The organism is Elusimicrobiota bacterium (assembly GCA_026388155.1).
In the GTDB taxonomy this organism is placed as follows: Bacteria; Elusimicrobiota; Elusimicrobia; order Elusimicrobiales; family UBA9959; genus UBA9634.
In genome coordinates this window covers 50,957-58,388 of record JAPLKI010000017.1, presented here as the reverse complement: position 1 = coordinate 58,388, position 7,432 = coordinate 50,957, and the positions used below count along the sequence as shown (strand labels likewise).

Genomic DNA, 7,432 nt, shown 5'->3' with positions numbered 1-7,432 from the left:
CAGTTTCCGGTAGTTGCCCGCCGAAGGCGGGCCGTAAAGAAAAATCCGCGTTTTTAAAGGCGGTAAAAACCTTATGAAAAGGTAGCGTCTACCTTATATTAAGTTTAAAGCAGGGTTGTGGGTACGAAAAGGCGGGCTTTTTTATGCAAGGCTTCATCGGCTGTAAGCAGGCGTCCGCCAAGATTGGCTGCAAGAGCGATATACAGACAGTCGTAAAAAGAGTGATTCGTATGGAAAGTGAAATGAACGGCTTTATCCAGAATTTCTTCCGTCGGAGTAAAAATCTCCACTCCGATATCCAGAAGGGAACGCAAGGCTTCTTTTACGGCGGTTTCGGTAAACTCTTTTTTAAGATGCAGCACATTAGCCACTTCATAGAGCATCAAGTCGGGGGAAGCCAGCACAATCTTTCCTTCCAGAAGCATGTCCCTGTACTCAAGGGCTCGCGCGCTGCCTTGTTCATCGGCAAACCATTTGAGGGCAACGGAGCGTCAAGCCTATGGCAGTGCCGTATCAGGAGCTATGCTCATCAGACGGCCAAGAATGTGAATCATCGTGATGCGCGAAGCTGTCTAAGAAGGCGCAATGAGTCAAACCCGGCGGAAGGGCGGCCAAATTTTGCGCGCAAGGCGTCAATACCCATGGACGCTTTGTTCATGGCAATTTTGTCTTTTAGCCGCGCTTTCAGCAGGTTTTCGATTCGTTTTTTCTCTTTTACCGTCATAATGTCAAGTATACAACGGAAAATACCGGAAGTCAATAGTTCGTTTAGCCCTGTCGTTTAGCCCCGCTCTTTTGGAGCAATCTGCCGGCATGGGTGCGGAAAAGGCAACAAGAGTCTGATACGCCGGCTTACGAAATTGCCGGGATGCCATGGCGCAGTAATTATTTCGGTTATACTTTTTGGTATAATACCATAAGGTATAAATTGATTCGGGGCACGGAGGCTGCGGTATGCTTAACCCTTTTTATTACGGACAAGTCGCTACAGGCGCGGATTTCACCGACAGGACAACGGAGCTTAAAGAGCTTGTGGATGAGCTTTACAGCGGGGCGAGGGTGTTTCTTATTTCTCCAAGGCGGTATGGGAAAACTTCGCTGGCGTTCAACACGCTGGCCGCGCTTAAAGAACGCGGCGTTATAACCGCTTATATGGATATGTATGACGTTTCCACTGTGGAGCAGTTCGCGGCGCATTACGCCAGGGCTGTCGCGAGGGCGGCGGAAACAAAAACCGAAAACATTATCGGTTTTATCAGGGAAGTTATCCCTTCGCTGCGGCCGAGCGTCACTATAAGCGCCGAAGGGGAAATATCGGTGGGGATAGAGGCGGCCCCGAAGAAACCGGAGCTTTCCCTGCTTATCAGGGATCTTCTGGAGATCCCGCAAAAAACAGCGGAGAGGAAAAGGAAGAAATTCGCGGTGTTTTTTGACGAATTCCAGGAAATAAGGAATGTGGGAGGGGAAGCGCTTGAAAAGGCGATGAGAGCCGTTTTCCAGCGCCAGAAGGATGTGGGCTACTTATTTGCCGGTTCAAAGCAGCATATAATGTCCGACATGGTGTTAAATAAAAACAAGCCTTTTTATAAAATGGGGAAAATTATTTTCCTGGGCAAAATCCCCCCGGGCGAGCTTGCCTCTTTCATTTCCGGCAAGTTCGGGGCTTCGGGCAAGACCATAGACGCCGGGACCACGGACGAGATAATAAGAGTTTCGCGGGTGGTTCCGTATTATACGCTGCATTTATGCCACGAAATATGGAGCGGCTGCGCGGACATAAAAAACGTGCCGCGCTCCGCAGTCGCCGAAGCTGTCGGCCGGATTACGCAGGGGCTGTCTCCGATGTTTCTTTCAATGTGGGATTCGCTGGCGCTTTCACAGCGGAAACTGCTGCAGGCTATGGCCGTATCCGGTGGAACCGACTTGTTCTCAATGGGGTTTATCAGTTCCTACCGCCTGGGGTCGGCGTCCTCTGTGCAGAAATCAGAGGCTCTTTTGACGGCTAAAGGTCTGCTTGAGAAGGAGGACGGCGTTGCGGTGTTCTCGGACATCTGGTTTAGCGAATGGATTAAAAAGAAGTATTTTGCTTAAAAAGGCGGCAGGAGCCTTTTCTAATCATCGTGATGCGCGAAGCCCAGCCCTTTTGCTTCAGCAACTGGCGCCGTATGCCAAAGTTTAGGCGGTTAAACTAAGCCAGGGGCAAAAGAGCTGGACGAAGCAGCCGGTTTTGATAAAATATGAAAAAAATGCCATATAATTCCAGAAAAGCGGTGTTGCTGGCCGCTCTGCTTGCCGCAACGGCCCTTCCGGCGCGCGCCCAGCTTGCGGCGCCGCAGCTTAGCGCGGATGAGTCGGCTTTCCAGGCCATTTCCGCGCTTTACCAGACTTCCGCCGACCGCGCGGCCGTAATAGAGGCATTCCGGCAATTCATAAAAAAATACCCGAAAAGCCAAAGGGCAGCGGACGCCCTGTTTATGACAGGGGAAGCGCACATGTCCAAAGCGCTGGAGCTGCTTCACCAGGAAAAAATTTCAAAAAGGGGTCCCGCCGCCGGGCCGGCCGGCGCAAAGCCGGGTTCCATGGCCGAATTCAACTCAGCCGCGGAAATATACGGTTCGGTGGCCGGCAGGTACTCCGGCAGCGGCCTTGAAGCTTCGGCCCTGTATCGCGCAGGCGAGGCATATTACAACATGGGCGACTGGGAACAGGCCGTTAAAGAATTTTCCAAAGTGGAAAGCGACTACCCCAAAAGCTATATAGCGCCGGAAAGCCTGCTTGGACAGGTTTACTCAAATATCGCCCTGAACCGCCGCCGGAACGCGCAAAACATATTTTTTCACTTTGGCGAGATCTATCTGGCCTACGCTTCCGACCCGGCTTTGGTGTTTGCCGGCGGCATAATAGAGCTGAGCCGGAAAAATTACCCGGCCAGCCAGAAGCTTTTTTCACGGCTTGACACTCCCCAGGCGCGGTTTTTCCTGGGGAAGGCCTATCTTTACGAGGGCAGAACCGATATGGCGGCGTCTGTTTTCGGGAAACTTCTCAAGAATTACCCCGGATTTGATTCCATAGAGGAGGCGGAGTTCCTTATATGCGAGTCTTTTTTTTATGCGCGGGATTTTGACGGCGCGATAAGCAAGTACCAGGACTTCATTAAAAACTATCCCGGCTCAAAGCTGAAAACGGCGGCGGTCTTCCGCATAGGCGTTTCGCAGCTTAACAGGAAAGATTACCTGAACGCCCGGCTGAATTTCCGGGCTGTTACAGACAAAAGCCCGTTTAATTATTTCGCGCCCTACTCGTGGTATTTTATCGGCGAATCTTATCTCGCAAACAAACAGACCGGCGACGCCCTATCCGCTTACGCAAAAATTACCGCCGGCTACCCCACCTCTTCGGCGGCGCCTGCAAGTTTTTATAAACTCGCGTGGTGCCGGTACCTACTGGGCGATTATCAGGGGGCCCTGCAGACCCTGGGGAATTTTATCGGCCTTTATCCCGCGCATGCGCTCGCTAAAAACGCTTATTACCTGATGGGCGCCGCAAACCTGGCGCTGAAAAAACCGCAGGAGGCGCTGGGGAATTTCCAGAGCGCGGTTGACCTTGCGCCTTCAAGCGAGGTCGCCGAGCAGGCGCTGTTTATGATCCTCCGCACGGAATACGCCAGGGGCGATTACAACAGTATCCTGACCTCTTACCAGGTGCAGTCTATTTTTAAAAACCCTCCGCCTGCCGGGTCCAAATGGCGGGCGCTGAGCCTGCTGTATGTCGCCGAGGCCTATCTGGCGCGGAACCTTTTTGACGACGCGAAGAATATTTATAACACAGCGGCCCGGCTTTCCCCCGACAAGGTGTCTTTGCTTTACGCCCAGGAAGGCCTGGTGTGGTGCTATGCGCTGTCCGGCGACAGCTCGGGCGCGGCCAAAGCCAGGGAAAAACTCAAAACCGCCAGAGCCGCTTTCCCGGATGCCGGGGCGCTCTCCGGCACGGACGCGCTGTCGGTCGCCGACAGCTATTTCAATGCCAAGGATTTTAAAAAAGCCTTCGGCCTTTACGACGCTTTCGCCTCCGATAACGCCTCAAGCAAATACGCTCCCGCCGCGCTTTATAAGGCCGGCCTTGCGCTTTACCGCCTGCATTATTACACCCAGGCCGTTGAAACCTGGGACAAGCTTGCCAGAAAATATCCGGGGACGCCTGAAACCGAGACCGCGGAGCTGCAAAGCGCCGATACCTGGTTCAGGGCGCAGAAATATGCCGAAGCCGTGACGGCCTATAACGGGATTATCGCCAGATATCCGAAAAACAAGCAGCTGGCGCTCGCCTACCTGCGCCTGGCCCAAATTGACTACAACCGGAAAGAAGACGCGAAAGCGGTGGAACAGTTAAAAACCGTGGTCACGCTATGGCCGGACGTTCCCGAGGCGGCGGATGCTTTTGACCTGATGGAAGCCGCTTTTGACCGGACGGCCGGGCTTGATTTTAAGGCCGAGCTTGGCGCTCTGGCCGCGCGCGAGCCCAAAGACCGGACTTCGGGGGAGGCGCTGTTCAGGCTCGGCAGGCGGCTTTTTGAAAAGAAGGATTACGCGCTCTCCGCCGAAAACCTTAAAAAATTCAGCGTGGATTATGTCGACCATCCTTCAATAAAAGACGCCCAGTTTTATCTTGGCGAGGCGTATTTTCAGACCGGAGACATGCAAAACGCGGCGGAGGTTTTTGAGCGTTTTGCCGTGAATTACCCGGACGCTAAAGAGCATCCGGTGGCGCTTTTCCGGCTTGGCAGCGCGTATTACAACCTTAAAAATTACGAGCCGGCTTCAAAGGCGTACGCGAAGCTCGCCGAGCTTTACCCCGCGAGCGAATATACACAACCCGCGCTTTTTAACCTTGCGCTGTGCTACAAAAACACCGGCTTAAGCGGCCCGGCGGAGGAAACTTACCGCAGATATTACAATCTTGCGGGCAGCTCCGGCGACGCTTTAAGCGCCTTGTGGGAAATTTTCAAGCTGCAAAAAGACAGGGGGGATGTTTCCGCCGCCGTGAAGACTCTTACGGAGATTTACGGGCAGGCGTCCGGCAGGGAGGATTCACTGGAAGCGCTTTACCGCATGGGCGAGCTTTACAGCGACAATAAACAGCCGGAGGAGGCGCTGGACTACTGGGGCAGGCTGGTTTTGCAAAAACCCTACTCAAGCCCATGGCGGCTGCAGGGCCTGATAAAAATCGGCGAAATTTACGAGGCTGAAAAAAATTACCCGGAGGCGGCCAGAGTTTATGACGATATATCCAAAAACTCCGCCGACCCGGAAACGGCCAAAGCGGCGGCCGAAAAAGCGCGGTCCCTGCTTAAAATGAGCGCCATCCCCCAGGCTTCCGACGCCGACGATGTCGTGTCGTCCGTGACAAATCCGGCGGAAGGCGCCGGTTCCCCTCTGACAGTTACAACCACGGCGCCCGCAGCGGGGGCCGGCGCGGATGAGACAACGCCAAAGGCCGGAGAAGAAGCGGCGCCGGTCCAGACCGCTTCTCCGGCGGTTAAAAAAAAGAAAAAGACTGTAAAACCGGTAAAGGCCGCAAAGAAGCGCCCGGCCGTGGCCAAGTCTTCGTCCACAGAGGCCGGACAATAGTCCAAAGGGAAAGTAACCAATAACCGGTAAAAGGTAAAAGGCAGGATAAAACAGCCTAAGCCCGAAAGTTGCAGTTGACCGCAACTTTCGCCCTTCGGGCGAATCCTTCAAGGATTCGGGTAAGTAAAAGGAGAACCATATGGCGCATATTAATTTTCTGGAGGTTTTTAAGGGCAGCTTTACGCTGGTAATTTTGTTTTTTTGCTCGCTTTTGTCTTTTACCTTCGCTTTTGAGCGCTGGTGGGTTTTCCGCAAGTCGCGCCCGAAAAAAGCCGAGGATTTAATGGCGCATGTCAACGGTATACTTGAAAAGGGCAATGTGGACAAGGCCCTTGAATACACCTCCAGAATTGATTCGCCCCAGGCCAGAATCGTGCATTATGCCCTGTTGAACAGGGCAATGCGCAAAAAAGAACTTGAGGAACTGCTGGCCACAAAACGCCAGGAGGAGCGCCTGGAGCTTGAAAAGAACCTCGGAGTGCTGGGCACCATGGGCAATATCGCCCCGTTTATCGGGCTTTTCGGCACGGTGGTCGGCATCATAAAAGCTTTTCAGGATTTGGCGCTTTCGGGTGTTGGAGGCCCCACGGTTGTGGCGCGCGGCATAGCCGAGGCCCTGGTTGCCACGGCGGCGGGCCTTGCGGTGGCTATACCTGCCGTTATCGTTTACAATTATTTCACCCGCAGGCTTAAAGTGGTGGCGAGCGAGCTTGAAATTTTTTCCACGCGCCTGGTGATAATGATAGGGAACCAGTGAAAGCTTTAAGCCATAAGCCGTAAGCCATAAGCTCTAAGGAAGTCCTTAAAGCCTATAGCCTAAAGCGTATGGCATATGGCAGAAAACATGTCCATATCTTCAAATAATTCCGACGGCCCCATAACCGAAATCAACCTTACGCCTATGGTGGATGTCTGTCTGGTGCTGGTCATTATTTTTATGGCCGTCGCTCCTTTCGCCATGCAGGCGGGCATCAGGGTTCTGCAGTCAAAAAAAGCCGGCGCCCGGATAGCCCTGATAGGCAAGGTGTCGCTTTCCGACAGCGTGCAGGTTAAACTTACAAAAGATGGCGTTTTGAGCGTTAACGGCGCGCAAACCGACGCCGAGCACTTCGGCGGAGTGATTTTAAACGCCCTGTCCGCCAGCAAAGACAAGTTTGTTATCGTTAAAGCCGACGAAGCCAATAAGGTCGGGGAAGTGGTCGGGCTTCTCGACGAGGCCAGACAGGCTGGAGCCGTCAAAATGGCGCTGATGAGGAACTGAGGGCGCTGCGCCCGCTGGACAGCTGGACGGCTAGGCAGCCAGAAGGTCTGCAAACCTTAAAAAGCCGCCCAGCTGCCCAGCCGCCTAGCGGCCTGGCAAGGATATATGTCTTTCAAAACTGATGACAACACTGAGATAACGAGCGGCATCAATATCACTCCCCTGGTGGATGTCTGCCTGGTGCTGGTTATTATTTTTATGGTTACGGCTCCGCTTCTCTCCGAACCGGCGTTCAAGGTTAATTTGCCCGCCGCCCGCACGCAGGAAGGGGAGGAAAAGGAGAAAATAATAATTTCCATCTCCGACGGTGAAAAGTATTCCGTAAATGAAGTGGTTTTTAAAACGAAAGAAGAGCTTTTTAAGGGGATCGATAAGGCGCTTGGCGCCAGCGACCTTAAGGTTGTGGTTATAAAGGCCGATAAGAATGCCGGCTTCGGCATTCTTACCGATGTGATGGCTAAAGCCAAAGCCGCCGGCGCCGTAAACATTACCATCGCCACCGAGCAGCTGAAGAAGGGTAAATAGTGAATTCCGTTAATGAGGA

General features: G+C 53.2%; 5 protein-coding genes and 1 pseudogene. 5 read left to right on the top strand and 1 reads right to left on the bottom strand.

Annotated features, from left to right (window positions below):
- Positions 1-104: 104 nt before the first annotated feature.
- Positions 105-476, bottom strand: a pseudogene (locus NTX59_07675) (type II toxin-antitoxin system VapC family toxin).
- 478 nt (positions 477-954) lie between these two features.
- Between NTX59_07675 and NTX59_07670 the strand changes: the two are divergent.
- The 5 genes from NTX59_07670 (at position 955) to NTX59_07650 (ending at position 7,413) form a co-directional block, all read left to right on the top strand.
- Entirely contained in the window at positions 955-2,091 is a 1,137-nt protein-coding gene (locus NTX59_07670) for a hypothetical protein (protein ID MCX5785552.1), read from the top strand.
- 146 nt (positions 2,092-2,237) lie between these two features.
- Complete coding sequence (locus NTX59_07665; protein ID MCX5785551.1) at positions 2,238-5,627, top strand: tetratricopeptide repeat protein; 3,390 nt, start codon at positions 2,238-2,240, stop codon at positions 5,625-5,627.
- A 139-nt stretch (positions 5,628-5,766) separates the two neighbouring features.
- A complete protein-coding gene (locus NTX59_07660; protein ID MCX5785550.1) occupies positions 5,767-6,384 on the top strand; it encodes a MotA/TolQ/ExbB proton channel family protein in 618 nt (205 codons plus the stop codon).
- Positions 6,385-6,459: 75 nt separating this feature from the next.
- Positions 6,460-6,888 carry a biopolymer transporter ExbD gene (locus NTX59_07655; GenBank protein MCX5785549.1) on the top strand — a complete coding sequence of 143 codons (429 nt, stop codon included), beginning with the start codon at positions 6,460-6,462 and terminating at the stop codon, positions 6,886-6,888.
- A gap of 105 nt (positions 6,889-6,993) precedes the next feature.
- Positions 6,994-7,413 carry a biopolymer transporter ExbD gene (locus tag NTX59_07650; GenBank protein ID MCX5785548.1) on the top strand — a complete coding sequence of 140 codons (420 nt, stop codon included), beginning with the start codon at positions 6,994-6,996 and terminating at the stop codon, positions 7,411-7,413.
- The last annotated feature ends 19 nt before the right edge of the window (positions 7,414-7,432 follow it).